The sequence below is a fragment of the Lutibacter oceani genome, from assembly GCF_003384935.1.
GTDB lineage: Bacteria > Bacteroidota > Bacteroidia > Flavobacteriales > Flavobacteriaceae > Lutibacter > Lutibacter oceani.
This window is the reverse complement of the sequence record NZ_QTTQ01000012.1, coordinates 296,580-313,080: the sequence shown is the minus strand read 5'-3', so window position 1 is coordinate 313,080 and position 16,501 is coordinate 296,580. Positions and strand designations below refer to the sequence as shown.

The window sequence follows — 16,501 nt, the reverse complement described above, 5'->3', positions numbered from 1 at the left end:
ACCATTAATGAGAAAAATATTTTTAGTTACCCTAACTGTTTTATTAGCAATTTCAAATAGTAAGGCTCAAGAGGTTCCCAATCCAATAACAACAGCCGCACCTTTTCTATTAATTGCACCAGATGCTAGAGCAGGAGGTATGGGAGATATTGGGGTAGCAACATCACCTGATGCAAACTCACAACATTGGAATGCATCTAAATATGCATTTATGAAATCTCAATTTTCTTTAGGAATAATATATACACCTTGGCTTAGAGAACTAACAAATGATGTGTTTTTAGGCGGTTTCACATTTGCAAATAGGATTGACGATAGAAGTGCTTGGGCTGCAAGTTTAAAGTATTTTAACTTAGGACAAATAGATTTAACAGATATTAATGGTGCACCTGAAGGAACAGAAAAATTAAACGAATTTTCAGTAGACGGATCTTACTCAATAAAATTGAGTGAAACATATTCAATGGGTGTTACATTGCGTTATATCCGATCTGATTTAGGTATAGAATCAGCAAATTCAACAATTAACCCTGTTAATTCTTTTGCAGTAGATATTTCTGGATATTTTCAATCTGCTGAAAATAATTATGGAGATTTTAATGGAGTTTGGAGAGGTGGTTATAATGTTTCCAATATTGGTCCTAAAGTTTCTTATTCCGATGATGGGCAAGACAATTTTATTCCAACTAACTTAAAAGTTGGAGGTGGTTTCGATTTTATTTTAGATAATTATAATAAAGTTAGTTTGAACCTTGAAGTAAATAAATTATTAGTACCTACGCCAAGTGTTTCAGAAGATGGAGAGCCACCATACGTTCAAGACGATGTAAGTTTTTTTAGTGGAATATTCAAATCTTTTAACGATGCACCAAATGGTTTTAGCGAAGAACTAAAAGAGTTTACATGGGCTTTAGGGGCAGAATATATGTACGATAATTCATTTGCAATTAGAGCTGGTTATTTTAATGAAAGTGATTTAAAAGGAGCCAGAAAATATTTTACAATTGGATCAGGATTTAACTTTAAAAGTTCAAAATTAGATATTTCGTATTTGTTTAATGCATCAGACATTAATAATCCATTAGAAAATACACTTCGATTCTCATTATCTTTTGATTTTGGAGATATTTTTGAAGTTAATTAATAGCTAAACAGCACTATTTTAATGAAAAAAGTTGATTTAACAACTAGTATTTCCGTTTATGAATCTATAGAGGAACTTCCAAATGAAGTGCAGGTGTTAATGCAAAAAGCCATTGATACAAAAAAAAATGCATATGCTCCTTATTCAAAATTTAAAGTTGGAGCTTCCCTTTTACTAGAAAACGGATTAATAATTACAGGAAATAATCAGGAAAATGCAGCATATCCTTCAGGTATGTGTGCAGAACGCGTTGCTGTTTGGAAAGCAGCATCAGATTATCCAAATGTTAAAATTTTAAAGCTTGCTATTTCAGCAAGTTCAAATTCTCAAATTTTAAAAGAACCAGTTGCTCCTTGCGGAGCTTGTAGGCAAACCTTATCAGAATATGAATTAAAACAAAAGTTTAATGTTGAAGTATATTTTATGGGTGAAGAAGGGAAAATAATTAAAACAAATTCTATTATAGATTTGCTTCCTATAGCTTTTGATAAATCATTTCTTTAAGACATTTATGAAAAACGATATACAGCATAGAGAGGATATTTATTTACTGGTTAAAACTTTCTATATAAAGCTAATGAATGATGATTTAATGCATCATTTTTTTGTTGATTTTGAGCAGCCTGAACATTTAGAAAAGCATTTACAAACTTTAGTTGATTTTTGGGAAAATATATTGTTTTATTCCGGTGGGTATCGTAAAAATGCAATGGCCCCACACTTAGAATTACAAAAGGAAAAACCATTTAAACCAGTTCATTTTAAAAGCTGGTTATCAATGTTTAACGCATCTGTTGATGAGTTGTTTGAAGGTGAAATGGCACACGCCATAAAGTCAAGAGCACTATCGATAGCCACCGTAATGAAAATTAAAGTTTCAGAGCTAAATAATTAATACATTCTTAAATTTGATTACTAATTTTTTATAAAAAAATGAGATCAGTAATAACAGGAACCGGAAGCTATATTCCAAGTATAGTTAAAAAGAATTCAGATTTTATTAATAGTAATTTTTTAAATGAAGATGGTACTCCTTTTGGGAACGAAAATGAAGAAATTATTGAAAAATTTAAAGCAATTACAGGTATCGAGGAAAGGCGCTATGCTTCAGAAGATTTAAATTCTTCTGATTTAGGTTATTTAGCTGCAAAAAAAGCCATTGAAGATGCTGGAATTAATAAAGAGGAACTAGATTATATAATTTTAGCACACAATTTTGGAGATGTTAAAAGCGGTACCATACAAAGTGATGTTTTACCAAGTTTAGCCTCAAGAGTAAAATATAAATTAGGTATTAAAAACTCCGGCTGTGTAGCCTATGATATTCTTTTTGGTTGTCCAGGCTGGATTGAGGGAGTTATTCAAGCAGAAGCATTTATTAAAGCTGGAATTGCTAAAAAATGTTTAGTAATTGGAACTGAAACGCTTTCACGTGTTGTTGATGAATTTGATAGAGATTCAATGATATTTGCTGATGGAGCAGGAGCTTGTGTTATTGAAGCTTCAGAGAAAGGTACAAATGGTGTTTTAAGTCATGCAACCCAAACTGATACTTTAGATGAATGTTATTATTTGTTTTTTGGGAAATCGTTTAATAAGAATGAAGACCCTGATGTTAGGTACATTAAAATGTTAGGACGCAAAATTTATGAATACGGTTTAAACCATGTTCCATTAGCTATGAAATCAGCTTTGGACAAAAGTGGTCTTGATATTTCTGAAGTTAAAAAAGTTTTTATTCATCAGGCTAATGAAAAAATGGATGAAGCTATAATTAAGAGATTTTTTCGTTTATATAAAACAAAAGTTCCAAAAGGGGTTATGCCAATGAGTATACACAAATTAGGAAATAGTTCAGTTGCAACGGTTCCAACTTTATTTGATTTAGTAAAAAACGGAAAAATTGAACATCAAGAAATTAATAGTGGAGACGTTGTTATTTTTGCTTCTGTTGGAGCAGGTATGAATATAAATGCCGTGGTTTATAGATGTTAAAAAAATAATTAGAATAAAAAAAGCCCTCAAACGAGGGCTTTTTTTATTCTAATACTTCAAGAATTACATTTCCTGTAGCGCCATTTGGCTCAGTAATATTTAAAAAAGTTGATAATGTTGGAGCAATATCTACTATTGGATAGTAATTGTTTGAACTTCCTGATTTAATATTATAACCATAAAAAATAAGTGGTACATGTGTGTCATAAGCGTAACCAGACCCATGTGTAGTTCCTGTTTTTGAATATGAAATTGTTGAAGGGTTTGGAACAAATAAAATATCTCCGGATAATTTTTGATTGTACCCATTTTGGAGTGTTTGCAGTATTCCTGATGTAAAACTTGTAGTTTGTAATGTATGTGCGGTTACTGTTTTGTATATGTTTTCAAATATTAAAATTTCATCTGCAATTATTTGTGATACTTTATGAATATCAAGCTTTAGTTCTTTTATTTTTTGTTTATTTAGAAATATTTGATAATTAGAAATATTTTCAATCAACTCTGTTGAATTGAAGTTTTCTAAAGTAATGTTGTTTACAAATTCCTCAAATTTTTGGTTGTCAAAATAGCCTCCCGGAATTTTTAAAGAATTTAAATAGGCAGGTACCTGAACTGCAGCGTGGTCAGCTGTTAAAAAAATAGTATAGTTATTTTGTCCAACTTCAATATCTAAAAAGTTTAAAAAGCGCTCTAAATCTTTATCTAATCTAATGTAGGTATCTTCTAATTCTTTTGCATTAACCCCAAATTGATGTCCTACATAGTCAGTACTAGAATAGCTAACTGCTAAAAAGTCTGTAAAATCACTTTTTCCTAAATGTTCTCCTAAAATAGCTGCTTCAGCAAAATCTGTAGTAATTGAATTTCCCGAAGGAATTGCTTTGAGTAAGCTATAATTACTATTTAATGTCCTTAATTCAGCTAAGTTATAAGGGAATGTAGGAGTTTCTTTTCCTTTAAATTTACCTTCAAAATTATTATTGTCAGGTAATGTTTCAGTATAGGTTGAAATATTATAATACGTATTCCAGGTTTCATTTAAATAGCTATCTGCTTTACCAGAATTGTTAAAGTTAGAAACCCAATTTGGCAATTCATTCATGTAAAAGGTACTTGTAATAAATTTGCCTTCATCTCCACCTTCAAACCAATAAGCAGCATCTGCGGTATGACCTGCAGGCAAAATTGCCGATCTATCTTTAATGGAAATGCCAATGGTTTTCCCTTTCATATTTTGAGCCAACTTAAGTTGATCAGTAATAGTTGTAGTTAACATTCTATAAGGCGATTTTTTACCACCTGTTTTTGCACCAACGGTTTCAAAATTAACATCATCAACGCAATAAATGGATTTTTTTTCAAATCTATCATACCAATTATTTGATATAATACCGTGATTAACTGGAGTAGTACCTGTATAAATAGAAGTATGTCCAACTGCAGTGTATGTTGGAATGTAATTATAATGTACATTTTTTAAATTGTAACCATTTTTCATTAAACGTTTAAATCCGCCGTTACCATATTTATTATAAAATCTAACTAAATAATCATACCTCATTTGATCAACAACAATTCCAACAACCAATTTTGGATTTTTTTGTACTGCTGTTTGATAAATTTTATTTGAACTTTCTTGTGCAGGTGCTGTATTAGATTCAGCTTTTATTGCAATGCATTGAATTAGTGAGATGCTTAAAAAAAATAGTATAATAAGTTTTTTCATTTTAAATAATTTTATGATTTCAAAATTACTAATTTTTTATTCGAGCGTATGAATTTTATGTTACAAAAAGATTAAACATGGTATTAATTTAATATTTTAGCCAAAAAGAAATTTACATGAATTATTTAGAGCATATTGGAAAGTATTTTATTATGCTGAAACAAGTTTTTAAAAAACCACAAAAATGGTCGGTTTTTAAGGAAACATTATTTAGAGAAATTGAAGATTTAGGTTTAAAATCTTTAGGGATAATAATGTTTATATCCTTTTTTGTGGGAGGTGTTGTGGCTATTCAAACAGCTTTAAATGTGGATAGTCCTTTTATACCAAAATACTTAATTGGATTTGCAACGAAACGATCCATGATTTTAGAATTTGCACCCACTTTTATGAGTGTTATTTTAGCTGGTAAAGTAGGGTCTTATATATCATCAAGTATTGGAACTATGAGAGTTACAGAGCAAATTGATGCCTTGGAAGTAATGGGGATTAATTCTTTAAATTATTTAGTTTTACCCAAAATTATAGCAACACTGTTCTTTTATCCAATATTAATAGTTTTAGCAATGTTTTTAGGTATATATGGAGGTTATATTGCTGGTTTATTAACTGGAAGATTTTTTAGCGAAGATTATATTTATGGAATTCAATTAGATTTTGATCCATATTTTATAAAATATGCACTTATTAAAACGTTGGTTTTTGCATTTGTTATAGCAACTATACCTGCTTATCATGGCTATTATGTTAAAGGAGGTTCATTAGAAGTTGGTAGAGCTAGTACACAAGCTGTTGTTTGGACAAGCGTTGTAATTATATTATTAAATTACTTTTTAACTCAAATGCTATTAGGATAAATGATTGAAGTTAAAGATTTATATAAAGAATTTAGTGGAATTCCTGTTTTAAAAGGTGTTTCAACAACCTTTGAAAAAGGGAAAACAAGTATGATTATTGGTCAAAGCGGTTCTGGTAAAACTGTATTTTTAAAGTGTTTATTAGGGTTGCATATTCCTGAAAAAGGAGAAATATGTTTTGATGGAAGAAAGCATACTGAACTTACTATAAAAACTAAAAGACAGTTACGGAAAGAAATTGGAATGGTGTTTCAGGGAGGTGCATTGTATGATTCATTAACGGTTGAAGAAAATATAATGTTTCCTTTAAAAATGTTTACTAAAAACAGCTATTCTGAAATGTTGAATCGTGTTAATTTTGTGTTGGATAGAGTAAATCTTGTAAATGCTAATAAAAAGTTTCCTGCTGAAATATCTGGAGGAATGCAAAAAAGAGTTGCTATTGCAAGAGCAATTGTAATGAATCCGAAATATTTATTTTGTGATGAACCAAATTCAGGTTTAGATCCAAATACGGCAACTTTAATTGATAATTTAATTCAGGAAATAACAAAAGAATATGATATGATTACCGTAATTAACTCTCATGATATGAATTCGGTGATGGAAATTGGAGAAAAAATAGTTTTTTTAAAAGATGGTGTAAAAGCGTGGGAAGGAACAAATAAAGAGATTTTTAAAACTGAAAATGAGGCTATTGTGAATTTTGTTTATTCATCAAATTTATTCAGAAAAGTTAGAGAAGCATATTTAAATGAAACAAATCAATAAAGTAGTTTGTTTTTTTAAAATATACCTTTATATTTGCAGCCGCTAAAAAGGAAAAAGACGACCTGGTAGCTCAGTTGGTAGAGCACCTCCCTTTTAAGGAGGTGGTCCTGGGTTCGAGCCCCAGCCAGGTCACAAAAAGCTTCTCGATTTAGAGAAGTTTTTTAGTTTAAATTATTTGGTGAGATACTCAAGTGGCCAACGAGGGCAGACTGTAAATCTGCTGCGCAAGCTTCGGAGGTTCGAATCCTCCTCTCACCACAAACCTCATTCTAATTCTGATTGAGGTTTTTTTGTGCATTGTATTAAATTGTTCAATAAAAAAATAAAAAGATTAAACAAAAATAATATATTTGTAAAATTATAATTTTAAAAAAATGAAAAACATATTAATTTATCTTCTTGTTATATGTAATTTCTCATTAGTGTTTTCACAAGAAACCGGGAGCATAAAAGGAAAGGTAATTGATGTGCAAACAAGAGAAACGTTACCTTTTGTAAATATTATTGTTGAAGGTACTAATTTAGGCACAAGTACTGATAAATTTGGTATGTTTGTTATTAAAAATGTGCCTTTGGGGTATGTTAAAATTGAAGTTTCATTCTTAGGGTATCAAACTAAGTTATCTGATGATTATTTAGTTACAATTGATAAAACTCCTTATATTTTTATTGAATTATTACAGGGTAGTGAACAATTATCTGAGGTTGTTATTCAAAGCAAATTATTTAAAAAGTCAGTTGAGAGTCCATTATCTGTTCAGTCTTTAGGTATTGCAGAAATTGAAAAAAACCCAGGAGGTAACCGAGATGTTTTAAAAGTAATTCAATCTTTACCTGGAGTAGCTTCAAATCCAGGTTTTAGAAATGATATTATTATTAGAGGAGGGGCTCCCTCTGAAAATAAATTTTATTTAGATGGTATTGAAGTTCCAGTAATTAACCATTTTCAAACCCAAGGTTCATCGGGCGGACCTGTTGGAATAATAAACGCCGATTTAATTAGAAAAGTAGATTTTTATACAAGTGCTTTTACTTCAAATAGAGGGAATTCTTTAAGTTCTATTATTGAGTTTACTCAAAAGGAAGGAAACCCAGAAAAATTAAATACTAGAGCTACTTTTGGCACTTCTGATGCAGGTTTAACACTAGATGGACCATTAAGTGATAAAACTACTTTTATAGCTTCTGTGCGTCAATCTTATTTGCAATTTTTATTCAAGTTAATAAAATTACCTTTTTTACCAACATATAACGATTTTCAGTTTAAAGTTAATCATCAATTATCTTCTAATAGTGAAATTGCTATAATTGGTTTGGGCGCCATTGATAATTTTAAGCTGAACGAAAGTGTAAATAAAAATGTTATAGATGAAGAAACTATTAAAAGAAACCGCTATATTTTAAGTAATATCCCTGTACAAGAACAGTGGAATTATACCATTGGTGCAAATTATAAGCATTATAGTGAAAATACAATGCAACAAATTGTGTTTAGTAGAAATGAATGGAGTAACAATGCTAAAAAGTATTTTAATAACACTAATAATCCTACGGATTTGTTATTGGATTATTCTTCAAAAGAAGTTGAAAACAAACTGCGTTTTGAAAATACATCTACATTAAAAAATAATTATAAATTAAATGTTGGTGTCGGTTTAGAAAATGCCAAATATACAAACACTACTTTTCAACAAATTTCAAATGCATCTGGTGTTTCAGAAATTGATTTTACTTCGGAATTATCTATGTTAAAATATGCCGTTTTTGGTCAAATTTCCAAATCATTTAATACTAAACTTGGAATTTCTGCAGGTTTAAGGTTAGATGCTGTTGATTATAATAGTGAAATGCAAAATCCTTTGAACCAATTTTCGCCAAGGGTATCTTTATCCTATAAAATAAACGATAAGTTAAGTTTAAATGTTTCATCTGGAATTTACAAGCAACTTCCAGCATATACAATTATGGGATATAGAAACAATTTAAATGAATTGGTGAATAAAAATAATAGCTTAAAATTTATACAAGCAACACATTATGTTTCTGGATTTGAATTAAACCCAAATTCAAGTTCAAAAATTACATTTGAAGGTTTTTACAAAAAATATAAAAATTATCCATTTTCTGTAAGAGATCAAATTAGTTTAGCAAATTTAGGTTCAGATTTTGGGGTTATTGGAAATGAGGAGGTTACATCAAATTCAAAAGGAAAATCTTATGGTTTTGAATTGTTAGCCCAGAAGAAATCATACAGTGGTTTGTATGGTATACTTTCTTATACATTTGTAAAAAGTGAATTTAAAGACAAACTAAATAACTACATTCCTTCATCTTGGGATAATAGGCATTTATTAACTGTTACAGGAGGAAAAAAATTGCTAAAAAATTGGGAAATAGGAGCTAAGTTTCGCTTAGTTGGCGGACAACCTTATACGCCTTATAATTTTGAAGTTTCTTCAATAATTACAAATTACGATGTTTCTAATAGTGGAATATTAGATTACAATAAGTTAAATTCAGAGCGTTTTAATACGTATAATCAATTAGATATTAGAGTTGATAAAACGTGGTATTGGAAAAAACTTTCATTAAACTTTTATTTCGATGTTCAAAATGTATATGGAAGTAAATCAACTTCACAATCCTATTTAATTCCCTTATTAGATGAAAATGGAAATAAGCAGGTTAGCACTTCAGATAATACTAAATATAACCTTGAAGCAATAGAAAATACTTCAGGAAATGTTTTGCCTAGATTTGGAGTAATTTTTGATTTTTAGTCATTAACAACTATTGCCTCTACCCTTAATAAGTCTCCAATAAAACTAAAAATATCAGTTATTTGCCATTTAGGCTCTAAAGTTTCACGAATAAAATCAAGATTAAGTATTTCGCCATTATTAAGTTTGTTAATTATCATGGGAATATTTTCATTAAAATTTAATTTAAATTGGTGACCCCTTGCAAAAAGAAGTAATTTTTCATCAAGTATTTTTTCATAAAATATGGGAAATATTTCTTTCCCTTTAATAGAGAATGAACCATTAGGAATGATACCACTACTGTTTACGATTATTGATTTTTTTAAAATCCCGCCATTGCTTTTTAATGAATAAATATGCCTCTTTAAACTTGTTTCTAATTTAGAAAATAAAGACTTTTTATTTAAAATATTACTCCATTCATTACTATCAATATTTGATGTTAAAGGGGAATGGTACTCATTGGTTAAAGTATTATTATTCTCATTTTCAGCAGATTTCATTAAATTAATTTCTAGATTTTCATTTGTAGGGTTAATATAATCCATAACAAAACTCATTGAGAATTCAGAAGTATTAGCAATATGATAAACTTGATGGGGAATAAACATAGCATCTCCGGAATTTAGATGATAACATTTAGATTTAGGAATCATTATATCAATTTCTTTAAAGATTTCTGTGTTGTGCTTAATTGTATTTAATTTTGGGTCATCCCAAGTATAAAACTGTTTACTTTTCGGACCTAAATGAAACAAAAAACCTTCTTCTCCAGTAGCTTCTTTATGAATTCCAAAAGGAGTATAACCATAATTTCCCATAAAAAAAATAAAGGATAGGCCACCTAAAGGTAAACCTGCAATTTCTAGAAGAGGTTTTACAATTGTAGCTGCTTTTTCTGATAAATCATTACTATATTGTTCTAGACTGTTTAATATTATTCCAAATTTTTCTTCGCCAAAAATAATTTTTGACCAATCTTCCAGACTGATATCTTTTGAAGGAATGTTTGATAGCATTTTATTTGATACATCATTTCTTAGAACATTATTAATATATATTTTTAGTCCAAGATGAACATTTCCTTGCTTTAAAAAATTTACAAGCACATCTTTAATTAATAGTTCTAGATCTATAATATCTTTATTGGAAATTAAATGGCTTTTATTTGAAGGTTTGGTTAATTTATTTGTCTTATTATATATTTTATTCCAACCTTCTTTACTCATAAGTTATAATATTAAAATTTAATTATTATTTAATTGTAAAGTATCTAAATTTAAACGTGTTTTTAACCACTTTTGTAAAAGTAACTGTTGGTTAGTTATATTTGGAACAGTGTCGTACCATTTAGCATTAAAAACAGTAATTGTATCTATAGTGTTAAAGTTAGTGTGTACCAATTTTGCATAACTTAAATGCGATAAACCATTGTAATTAATTTGAGCCTCCTTACTTACTTGAATAAATGGAATTTCACTTGCTTCGTATTTAGATAGCTGGGCTGTTAGAAGTTTTATTTTATCTTCTTTTTCTTTAACGGTTTCATCTCTTGAAGATATTATTTTTTGATTTTGAATGTATAGATCAGACAGGTTTTGAACTTCACTCCTCAGGTCAGAATCATCGGCGCCTTGTTGCACTAATAATTTAGTATCTATTAATCCATAATCAGGAAGTTTCGAGTTCCATTTTTCAATTTGTTCTTGGTCTAATTTGTTTCCATATACAAAAATCTGAATACTTCTATCTGAATAATTAATATTTTTATCAACTTCATCAATAATACTAACACCACTTTCTTTTATATCATTAATTAAGTTTTGTGCAGATTGCCTAAATTGATTTTCTTGAAATAAATTAAAAAACAGATATATGCTTCCTGAAAAAACTAAAAGGGCAACTGTTGATGCAGTTCTAGCAATGCGTTTTCTTTTTGCCGAATTAATGTATTTTAACATTGGAAACCTTAAAAACTTAACAATTACAAAAGTAGCAAGTGCAATAAATATGGTGTTTATAGTAAATAAAAACATAGCGCCACCAAAATAACTTAAATTCCAAGTTGCAAGCCCGTATCCAGCTGTACATAAAGGTGGCATTAAAGCAGTGGCAATGGCAACACCAGCAATAGTATTTGTCTGTTTACTTCGCCTGCTTAATGCAATTATTAAGGCTAAACCACCGGCAATGGCAATAAATACATCTCTAACATCGGGAGCAGTTCTTGCTAAAAGTTCAGGGGTTTCATTTCTGAAAATAGGAATTAAAAAGAAAAAAAATGAAGTTGCTAAACTTAAACCTACCATAACACCTAAATTAATTAGCGAACGTTTTAAGGTATCAATATCATTTATGCCAATTGATAGCCCAACACCTAAAATTGGTCCCATTAGTGGGGATATAAGCATTGCTCCAATTACTACAGCTGTAGAACTTACATTTAACCCGATAGAGGCAATTAAAATAGAAAAAACCAATACCCAGGCAGTGTGACCTTTCATTGAGATATTTCCTTTTATATCTTCAATAGTGCCTTTTTTGTCGGTATCTTTTCTAATATCCAGTAGTTCATGTAAAAATTGTTTGATACTTTCCCAAACACCTTTAAAATCTGTATTTGGTTGAGGATTATTATCGGAAAAATTAGTTTGTTGATTTGTATTTTTAGTTTCCATCACGTAGGTATTTTAAACAAATTCATTTCCAAATTTTAGTTTAACTTCTTCTGTTATTTGCTTTATTTCCTGTTCTTTGTCTTTTGGACAAATTAACAATACATTTTCTTTTTCTACAACAATAAAATCATTTAATCCCTGAATTACAACACGTTTACCAGGTTGCGTTCTTATAATATTATTTTTAGAATCTCTAAAAATAACATCACCTCCAACAAAAGCATTTTCATTTTTATCTTTATCTAATTTATTATAAAGTGATCCCCAAGTTCCAAGATCATTCCAATCAAAATTTACAGGTAAAACAAATACATTTGGAGCTTTTTCCATAATTCCAAAGTCTATTGAAATATTTTCTGAATTTGGGTAGCTTTCATCAATGAATGTTTCTTCTTTTTCTGAATTATAACAAGTAATACCATTTTTAAATAACAAATACATTTCTGGTAAATGAGTTTCAAATTGATTTAAAATGCTTTTCACACTCCAAACAAAAATTCCTGCATTCCAAAGATAATCACCACTTTTTAAAAATTGTTTAGCTTTTTCTAAATTTGGTTTTTCGGTAAAGTTTTTAACTTTTTTAATACTATTTTCAGCTTCGGTAAAATTAATATATCCATAACCAGTATTTGGATTAGTTGGTTGAATTCCAAGTGTTAATAGAGCATCGGTATCTGCACAAAAATCAAAAGATGTTTGTATATTATTTAAAAACTCTTGTTCGTTTTCAATCCAATGATCTGATGGAGCAACAACCATAATTCCATCTGGGTTTTCGTTAAATATTTTAAACGCGCTGTACAAAATACATGGCGCCGTATTTCTCATTGCAGGCTCCAAAAGCAACTGTTTTTTAGTTGTTTTTGGTAATTGTTCTAAAACTAAATTTTCGTAATTTTTATTAGTTGCAATTAAAATATTTTCAGTAGGAATTAAATTCTCAAATCGGTGGAAGGTTTTTTGAATTAAAGATTCTCCTGTACCTAACATATCATGAAATTGTTTTGGGAATTGTTGGGTGCTAAGGGGCCAAAATCGAGTTCCAACTCCACCTGCCATAATAACTGCGTAATAATTTTTGTTCATATTATAGTGTTTCTACTTCTGCATTTTGATTAAATAAATAGGTTCTTTTACTATTCATTTCAACACATTCATACCTAGTTCTTCGTTTGTTTCCTTTTTTAAAAGTTTTATCCTTAAATAAAAAAATACTACCATGTTGTAACTCAAAGATAAAACTCTTTCCTGAATTTTCATCATATTGTTTTAAGGCATATGTTAGTTTAACATCAGATCCGGTACTTGCTTTTGGGTTTTTAATATAATTAGCGAGTAAAGGAAGTAGGTTTTGTGGAAAAATTGCTGGGCTAATAAAAGGGAGCATTAAATGTTGAAAGTTTCGTTTCCACTCAATTCCGTGTGGTTTTACACGAACATATTGTTTAAATGTTACAAAATGTGCTATTTCATGAATAAGTGTAAGTAAAAATTGGTATTGGTTTAAATTATTATTTATAGTAATTTGAAATTTGTTATTAATATTTCTTTTAAAGTCACCATGTTTTGTGGCTCTTTCATTTACAATTTTTATTGATATCGGATGATTTAAAAGAATTTCATTAACTAACTCAACCGCATTTTCTGGTATGTATTTTGAAAGTTTTTCAATCATGTACTATGGAGTGGTTGAGGATACTTGTAATATTTTCCCATTGTAAAATTTACTTCCTGTAACAGCAAAATTATAAATATAACTAGCCATTTCTTTAGCTGAAACGGGAGCTTTATAACCGGGGAAAGCTTCTTCTAACATTTCGGTTTGAACTGCTCCTAAAGCTAATGTATTAAAAGAAATTTCTTGAGTTTTAAATTCTTCAGCCAAAACTTCAGTTAAGGTTAAAAGAGCTCCTTTTGAAGAACTATAAGCTGCTAAGCCTGGAAACTTCATACTTCCCTGAACGCCTCCAATACTGCTAATATTTACAACATGGCTTCCTTTCTGTAAAAATGGAACTACTAATTTTGTTAATTCAGCAACTGCAAAAACATTTACTTTATACACTTCCAAAAAGTCGTTAGATGTAAGTTCACAAAAAGGTTTACTTATTAATTTTCCAGCATTATTTATTAGTATGTCAACATTCTTCCAGTTTTTAGAAATAAAGTTTACTACTTTATTCAAGTCTTCTTCATTCAAAAGGTCCACAGATAAAGTTGAAATATTTTTTAATTTGAGTTTTTTTAACGGTTCAGAATTTCGAGATAATGCTAAAACTTGATAATTGTTTTTAGCAAAAATCTGAGCCAATTCAAATCCAATTCCACGGCTGGTTCCTGTTATTATAACGTTTTTCATATTTAATATAATTAAAAAATAACTTATTATATTTGGGTAAAAATACACCATTTTAACATTCATACTATGGAAAACGTAACATTTGTTATGGAAAACGGTGTTGTATACAAATTAAAGTAAATTAAAAAGTAATTGTTATTAATTTAATTGAAACGGATAGGGTTATTTTAAGAAAATTCCAGATGGAAGATGCTCCTGCAATTTTTGAGTTTGGTTCTAATGCTGAAGTTCAAAAATATACGGGTGATGTTGTGTTAAAATCAGTAAATGAAGCTGAAGAAATTATTTCAGAAGTTTTATTTAAAGATTATAAAAAGTTTGGTTATGGAAGATGGGCAGTAATTTATAAACCAGATAATAAAGTGATTGGTTTTGCAGGTTTAAAATATTTGCCGGAATTAAATGAAACTGATATTGGATTTAGAATTTTACCACAATATTGGGATAAAGGAATTACTACAGAAGTTTCAAAAGAAATTATAAAATACGGTTTCGAAATTTTAAAATTAAATAGGATAATTGGCATTGTTATGCCTAAAAATATTGCTTCGTATAAAGTACTTGAGAAAATTGGTTTAAAATTTTATAAGTTTGATTATTATGAAAGTACTGAGAAATATAATTGGTATAAAATTGAAAAGGCTGATTATTTTAATCAAAAATAATATGTTGGTAAGCTCCAATATCGGCCGGATTAGCTCTTAATATTCCTAAAATATCATAAGGGATTAAAGAAGTTCCATTAAGATTTGCTTTTTGATTTCCATCAGAGTTTTCACCAATTATTAACTCATTTGTTGTAGGTGATTTAAAATCCGAATTTCCATTTAAAATATTATCTGCATAGTAACTTGAATCTTCAAAGTTATAGATTTCAAGATCCTTGTAACTTTCGTTATAATCGTTAAATTTTATTAAATTATTTTTAAATGAATAATTAAATATAGCACCTTCTACTTTATCAATAATTAATTCAATATTTGAATTCCCATCAATAATACAATTTGTAAAATTGGCAGCCAATAAATCACGTGTTTTTACAACTTGTTCATTTTCATTTGAATAGGTAAAATAGTTGTTAATTAACACACTTGGGAATTGACGTAAGCTACCATTCCAAAAATTAACAAAAGTTGAATGTGTAAAATTATAAGTACCGCCAATAGTACACGCTAAAGATGCTTGTCCGCTATTATTAATTACTAAGTTTTCTCCTTTAATATTGGTTTCTCTACCTAAAATTCCAAAGTTTGAGCTATTATAAATTTGAGTGTTTTTTATATTTAAAGTAGGTGTGAAGTTATTATTTCCAATAGAATCTATAATTATTCCAATAGAAGCATTTTTAATTATGGTATTATTTATTGCATTATTTTTACTTCCGGCACGCAGCCAAATAGTTCCCCATTGGCCAGGTATATTACTATATTGAGGCTCTAATCTATCGCCTTCAAAAATTACTTCATTATTTAATTCACCTTCAACTATTAAAGATGCACCTTTATTAACTATAATTCCAGAATTTGAATGAAAATGGATATTAGCCCCTGCCTCAATTGTTAGTGTTTTATCTTTAGGAACGGCACAATAACCATAAATTACATAGGGTTTGTTATTGGTAAATATTGTATTGTTGTTAAGATAAAACCCATTGATTTTAATTGCTTCGCCGTTAGCATTTAAACCAGTTGTGATAGTTTCTACAATACCTTCTGAATTTTTTGCTGGGTATAAAAAATGAGCGTCTTTAACTAGTGAAATAAGCTTTACATTTTGTAAGTTTTCTCCAGTATCAAAAACTATTGAATCTACATAAATAGGATCTGTTACTTGGTTATAATTAATAGTTGTTTCAATAAAAATATAAATACTGTCTTTAGCTAAAATTTCAACATTTTCAAATAATTTTCCAGCAGTACCATCAACATTTAATCGGTAGTTTGAGTTTTCTCCTCTTCCCAGTTTTATTAATGGAATAGAAATAGTGTTATTACTTTTATTATAAACTTTTAAATTGTAGGTACTTGATCCTATATTTGTAAAAACAGTATCCAAATACACCGTATCTTTTGAAAATGATAAGTTTCCAGTACTTAGTTCAGCGCTAAAGTCTTTTCTGCAAGAAGACAAAATTATTAAACTAATTACTATTAAAAGGGTAAAATAATAGCGCATTAAGGTTGTTTTTGTAAATGTAAAAATA

The 16,501-nt window shown here is 29.0% G+C and carries 15 protein-coding genes and 2 tRNA genes; 10 read left to right on the top strand and 7 right to left on the bottom strand.

Going from position 1 to position 16,501, the window contains the following annotated elements:
• The first annotated feature begins 7 nt into the window (after nt 1-7).
• The 4 genes from porV to BX611_RS14355 are packed head-to-tail and all read left to right on the top strand — an operon-like array spanning nt 8 to nt 3,139.
• Nucleotides 8-1,144 (top strand): type IX secretion system outer membrane channel protein PorV, encoded by a 1,137-nt coding sequence (gene porV, locus BX611_RS14370; protein WP_115882586.1) that lies wholly within the window; start codon nt 8-10, stop codon nt 1,142-1,144.
• A 21-nt stretch (nt 1,145-1,165) separates the two neighbouring features.
• Nucleotides 1,166-1,648, top strand: coding sequence for a cytidine deaminase (cdd, locus tag BX611_RS14365; RefSeq protein ID WP_115882584.1), 483 nt, complete (start codon nt 1,166-1,168; stop codon nt 1,646-1,648).
• A gap of 7 nt (nt 1,649-1,655) precedes the next feature.
• The gene (locus tag BX611_RS14360; protein WP_115882582.1) at nt 1,656-2,039 is read left to right on the top strand and encodes a group III truncated hemoglobin; all 384 of its coding nucleotides are present in this window, start codon (nt 1,656-1,658) and stop codon (nt 2,037-2,039) included.
• 38 nt (nt 2,040-2,077) lie between these two features.
• Nucleotides 2,078-3,139, top strand: coding sequence for a 3-oxoacyl-ACP synthase III family protein (locus BX611_RS14355; protein WP_115882580.1), 1,062 nt, complete (start codon nt 2,078-2,080; stop codon nt 3,137-3,139).
• Between the two features lie 43 nt (nt 3,140-3,182).
• On the opposite strand, the gene pafA is transcribed toward BX611_RS14355, so the two are convergent.
• On the bottom strand, nt 3,183-4,868 hold the full coding sequence (gene pafA / locus BX611_RS14350) for an alkaline phosphatase PafA (protein WP_115882578.1): 1,686 nt from the start codon (nt 4,866-4,868) through the stop codon (nt 3,183-3,185).
• Nucleotides 4,869-4,984: 116 nt separating this feature from the next.
• Here pafA and BX611_RS14345 point away from each other — a divergent pair, with 116 nt between their 5' ends.
• The 5 genes from BX611_RS14345 (at nt 4,985) to BX611_RS14325 (ending at nt 9,276) form a co-directional block, all read left to right on the top strand.
• Nucleotides 4,985-5,725 (top strand): MlaE family ABC transporter permease, encoded by a 741-nt coding sequence (locus tag BX611_RS14345; protein WP_115882577.1) that lies wholly within the window; start codon nt 4,985-4,987, stop codon nt 5,723-5,725.
• Entirely contained in the window at nt 5,726-6,496 is a 771-nt protein-coding gene (locus BX611_RS14340; protein ID WP_115882576.1) for an ABC transporter ATP-binding protein, read from the top strand.
• A 59-nt stretch (nt 6,497-6,555) separates the two neighbouring features.
• Nucleotides 6,556-6,628, top strand: a tRNA-Lys gene (locus tag BX611_RS14335).
• A 45-nt stretch (nt 6,629-6,673) separates the two neighbouring features.
• Nucleotides 6,674-6,754, top strand: a tRNA-Tyr gene (locus BX611_RS14330).
• Between the two features lie 116 nt (nt 6,755-6,870).
• On the top strand, nt 6,871-9,276 hold the full coding sequence (locus tag BX611_RS14325; RefSeq protein WP_115882575.1) for a TonB-dependent receptor: 2,406 nt from the start codon (nt 6,871-6,873) through the stop codon (nt 9,274-9,276).
• Here the strand turns inward: BX611_RS14325 and BX611_RS14320 are convergent.
• Genes BX611_RS14320 through BX611_RS14300 form a run of 5 tightly spaced genes read right to left on the bottom strand, consistent with a single transcriptional unit; the run spans nt 9,273 to nt 14,298 of the window.
• Nucleotides 9,273-10,487 carry an RNA methylase gene (locus BX611_RS14320; protein ID WP_115882574.1) on the bottom strand — a complete coding sequence of 405 codons (1,215 nt, stop codon included), beginning with the start codon at nt 10,485-10,487 and terminating at the stop codon, nt 9,273-9,275. The genes BX611_RS14325 and BX611_RS14320 overlap by 4 nt on opposite strands.
• An 18-nt stretch (nt 10,488-10,505) precedes the next feature.
• The gene (locus tag BX611_RS14315; protein WP_115882573.1) at nt 10,506-11,936 is read right to left on the bottom strand and encodes a DUF389 domain-containing protein; all 1,431 of its coding nucleotides are present in this window, start codon (nt 11,934-11,936) and stop codon (nt 10,506-10,508) included.
• A gap of 12 nt (nt 11,937-11,948) precedes the next feature.
• Complete coding sequence (locus tag BX611_RS14310) at nt 11,949-13,025, bottom strand: mannose-1-phosphate guanylyltransferase (protein WP_115882572.1); 1,077 nt, start codon at nt 13,023-13,025, stop codon at nt 11,949-11,951.
• A gap of 1 nt (nt 13,026) precedes the next feature.
• Complete coding sequence (locus tag BX611_RS14305; protein ID WP_115882571.1) at nt 13,027-13,614, bottom strand: SprT-like domain-containing protein; 588 nt, start codon at nt 13,612-13,614, stop codon at nt 13,027-13,029.
• 3 nt (nt 13,615-13,617) lie between these two features.
• Nucleotides 13,618-14,298 carry an SDR family NAD(P)-dependent oxidoreductase gene (locus tag BX611_RS14300; RefSeq protein WP_115882677.1) on the bottom strand — a complete coding sequence of 227 codons (681 nt, stop codon included), beginning with the start codon at nt 14,296-14,298 and terminating at the stop codon, nt 13,618-13,620.
• Nucleotides 14,299-14,429: 131 nt separating this feature from the next.
• On the opposite strand from BX611_RS14300, the gene BX611_RS14295 reads away from it, so the two are divergent.
• Entirely contained in the window at nt 14,430-14,963 is a 534-nt protein-coding gene (locus BX611_RS14295; RefSeq protein WP_317047909.1) for a GNAT family N-acetyltransferase, read from the top strand.
• Here the strand turns inward: BX611_RS14295 and BX611_RS14290 are convergent.
• Nucleotides 14,950-16,473, bottom strand: coding sequence for a hypothetical protein (locus BX611_RS14290; protein WP_115882569.1), 1,524 nt, complete (start codon nt 16,471-16,473; stop codon nt 14,950-14,952). The two genes, BX611_RS14295 and BX611_RS14290, sit on opposite strands and share 14 nt — an antisense overlap.
• Nucleotides 16,474-16,501: the final 28 nt, after the last annotated feature.

What these genes read in the sequence shown, in the direction of transcription:
- BX611_RS14290 (WP_115882569.1), bottom strand. Translation starts at nt 16,473, where the DNA reads ATGCGCTATTATTTTACCCTTTTAATAGTAATTAGTTTAATAATTTTG.
- BX611_RS14315 (WP_115882573.1), bottom strand. Translation starts at nt 11,936, where the DNA reads ATGGAAACTAAAAATACAAATCAACAAACTAATTTTTCCGATAATAAT.
- BX611_RS14325 (WP_115882575.1), top strand. Translation starts at nt 6,871, where the DNA reads ATGAAAAACATATTAATTTATCTTCTTGTTATATGTAATTTCTCATTA.
- BX611_RS14340 (WP_115882576.1), top strand. Translation starts at nt 5,726, where the DNA reads ATGATTGAAGTTAAAGATTTATATAAAGAATTTAGTGGAATTCCTGTT.
- BX611_RS14345 (WP_115882577.1), top strand. Translation starts at nt 4,985, where the DNA reads ATGAATTATTTAGAGCATATTGGAAAGTATTTTATTATGCTGAAACAA.
- pafA (WP_115882578.1), bottom strand. Translation starts at nt 4,868, where the DNA reads ATGAAAAAACTTATTATACTATTTTTTTTAAGCATCTCACTAATTCAA.
- BX611_RS14360 (WP_115882582.1), top strand. Translation starts at nt 1,656, where the DNA reads ATGAAAAACGATATACAGCATAGAGAGGATATTTATTTACTGGTTAAA.
- BX611_RS14305 (WP_115882571.1), bottom strand. Translation starts at nt 13,614, where the DNA reads ATGATTGAAAAACTTTCAAAATACATACCAGAAAATGCGGTTGAGTTA.
- BX611_RS14320 (WP_115882574.1), bottom strand. Translation starts at nt 10,487, where the DNA reads ATGAGTAAAGAAGGTTGGAATAAAATATATAATAAGACAAATAAATTA.
- BX611_RS14300 (WP_115882677.1), bottom strand. Translation starts at nt 14,298, where the DNA reads ATGAAAAACGTTATAATAACAGGAACCAGCCGTGGAATTGGATTTGAA.
- BX611_RS14355 (WP_115882580.1), top strand. Translation starts at nt 2,078, where the DNA reads ATGAGATCAGTAATAACAGGAACCGGAAGCTATATTCCAAGTATAGTT.
- cdd (WP_115882584.1), top strand. Translation starts at nt 1,166, where the DNA reads ATGAAAAAAGTTGATTTAACAACTAGTATTTCCGTTTATGAATCTATA.
- porV (WP_115882586.1), top strand. Translation starts at nt 8, where the DNA reads ATGAGAAAAATATTTTTAGTTACCCTAACTGTTTTATTAGCAATTTCA.
- BX611_RS14310 (WP_115882572.1), bottom strand. Translation starts at nt 13,025, where the DNA reads ATGAACAAAAATTATTACGCAGTTATTATGGCAGGTGGAGTTGGAACT.